Origin of the sequence: Bacillus sp. JJ1562, from assembly GCF_036962705.1 — a bacterium.
In the GTDB taxonomy this organism is placed as follows: Bacteria; Bacillota; Bacilli; order Bacillales; family Bacillaceae_L; genus Ferdinandcohnia.
The window spans coordinates 1-2060 of the sequence record NZ_JBALOQ010000074.1 but is presented as its reverse complement, the minus strand read 5'-3'; the positions used below and the strand labels follow the sequence as shown (position 1 = coordinate 2060).

The following is a 2060-nucleotide window of genomic DNA, read 5'->3' as shown; positions in this document are numbered from 1 at the left end:
AAACAAACAATTTCTTTTGAAAACCTTATGCAAATTCTTATTGAACTATTCTGCTCCGTTAGCCATCCATGAATCGCAAAGATCAGCGATTCACCACAGAGAATGAAAATGGTTAACCCACGTCAATACTTTTACCACGGCTTGGAGAGGAAAGTCGTTCCACTATGGTGCGTTAAGAAAACAAATCCTTATAAATTCTATTCCCTTGTCTTTGAGATGCTAAAAATTAAACATATAAATTTTTCTGCTTCTTTAAAATTATTTTCAATTTGTTTTCCAATTAATATTATTATTCAATAATCTGTGGTTTTATAGCGGGATCGTGATTTGCAATAACTTGTATACAATCTTCCCTACTGGAAAAATCCCTCACCCATTCTAATGATCGTCTTGCGTAAAATTTATTAGTAGTAACACCTGGCAATATCATCTGTGTCCAGGACTCTTTTGAATATCCAACATCGCTTACTAACACCAACCAGCCTTTGTCCATTTTAACCATTATCGAAAACATTCCGTCAGTATGACCAGGAGTATGAATTAGAAATAGTGTACCATCCCCAAATAAATCAAGACCTTTATTAAAGGGACCATAAGGTATATCTTCTAAATCAAACGTTTCAATGGGGACACCCTCCCACATTCGCTTTATATATCCAATTTTTTTGTTTGCTACTTTCCATTCTAGTTCACTTGTAAGTATTTTGTTTGCATCAGGGAGGTGTTTCAAACCACTAACGTGATCTGAGTGAAGATGAGTTAATAAAACAAAGTCAATATCATTACTTTTAACTCCTAAAGTATTTAACTTATCAATTATTGAATCACCCTCTGGAAGTTCACCTCTAAACATAGAGTAGGCTAAACGACCCAAATGCTTTTTCTGATTGGCTCTCATCTCTTCGTGCCAGCCCGTATCCACTAAGATAAGACCTTTGGGATGCTCTATAAGGTAAGAGGAAACAGGAACCCACATCTTATTTCCCTCTCCCCTTAACCAACCTGTATATGGCATAGGATGTATGTTCTTTTCTTTATAGGCTAATGCTTTGTCAATATACACTTTACCAGTATGCAGAATATGTACTTTCATAATTCTCCTCCTAAATCAAATGATGTGTCATCTATATGTTTAAAAATGGCTGTTTTCGTAAACTTTGTTGCTTTCGAAGATGATAATATAAATTGTGATAGCATAAAGATATAAAAGGAATGAAATTGTAATTGTATAACTAACATATAAATTGTTGATATATTCGAACAATTCAATTTTATTTTAAGGTGGCTACTTATGACAAAGCAAAAAAGGAGATTAGTCATGAAGACAAATTGGTTAATGATGAAAAGTGCTATATTGATGGCACTTTTCGGTGTAATTGCCGTATTTCTTCCTCAAGAATTAGTAGTCTATTTCGGTTCAAAACCTGATACGTTTGTCGTAATCATTGTTCAAATCGCAGGGGCACTCTATTTGGGATTCGCTTTCCTTAACTATTATTCGAGGTCAAAGATGATTGGGGGAATATATAGTCGGCCAATCGTAATTGCAAACCTTGTTCACTTTACCATTGTTGCACTAATGTTATTAAAAGAATTGTTGAATGGGTTAAGTTTTGAATTAGTTGTAGGTGCACTAATTTATACTGTATTTGCATTGTGGTTTGGATTCGTAATGTACTCAAACCCTCTTAAAAATGAAAAATAATTCTTTATTAAGGGGCTTCAGCAATTACGTTGAAATGTATCGAAGCATGCTCAAAACTTTGGAACATTCATGTAAAAAGAACCGATAGAAATCGGCTCTTTTTCTTAAATTCTCTTCTATCTACTATGTAACCCATCCATCTAGTAATAAGGTATCGCCTTCAATCGGGATAAATAGCTGTTCATTAGACTTTATCGGAGTTTGGAAAATATATTTTTCTTCTGCAATATCATAATATGTTAATTCCATTTTCATCTGTTCACCTCCTAATTATAATACGAATCAAACAGCTTTATGTTTCTATAAATTATTATATTTTTTTAAAGTGTCTATTTCACTAGTCAAGTAGAAGAGA

At 33.3% G+C, this 2060-nt stretch carries 3 protein-coding genes; 1 reads left to right on the top strand and 2 read right to left on the bottom strand.

The annotated features are described in order from the left end of the window. Nucleotides 1–289: 289 nt before the first annotated feature. Nucleotides 290–1093 (bottom strand): N-acyl homoserine lactonase family protein, encoded by an 804-nt coding sequence (locus V7097_RS25525; protein ID WP_335706449.1) that lies wholly within the window; start codon nucleotides 1091–1093, stop codon nucleotides 290–292. Between the two features lie 198 nt (nucleotides 1094–1291). Between V7097_RS25525 and V7097_RS25520 the strand changes: the two genes are divergently transcribed. Beyond that, on the top strand, nucleotides 1292–1705 hold the full coding sequence (locus tag V7097_RS25520; protein ID WP_057997274.1) for a hypothetical protein: 414 nt from the start codon (nucleotides 1292–1294) through the stop codon (nucleotides 1703–1705). A 123-nt stretch (nucleotides 1706–1828) separates the two neighbouring features. On the opposite strand, the gene V7097_RS25515 is transcribed toward V7097_RS25520, so the two are convergent. Then, the gene (locus V7097_RS25515; RefSeq protein ID WP_335706448.1) at nucleotides 1829–1960 is read right to left on the bottom strand and encodes a hypothetical protein; all 132 of its coding nucleotides are present in this window, start codon (nucleotides 1958–1960) and stop codon (nucleotides 1829–1831) included. Between the last annotated feature and the right edge of the window lie 100 nt (nucleotides 1961–2060).

Coding starts and splice junctions, on each gene's coding strand:
- V7097_RS25525 (WP_335706449.1), bottom strand. CDS start 1,093: ATGAAAGTACATATTCTGCATACTGGTAAAGTGTATATTGACAAAGCA.
- V7097_RS25520 (WP_057997274.1), top strand. CDS start 1,292: ATGACAAAGCAAAAAAGGAGATTAGTCATGAAGACAAATTGGTTAATG.
- V7097_RS25515 (WP_335706448.1), bottom strand. CDS start 1,960: ATGAAAATGGAATTAACATATTATGATATTGCAGAAGAAAAATATATT.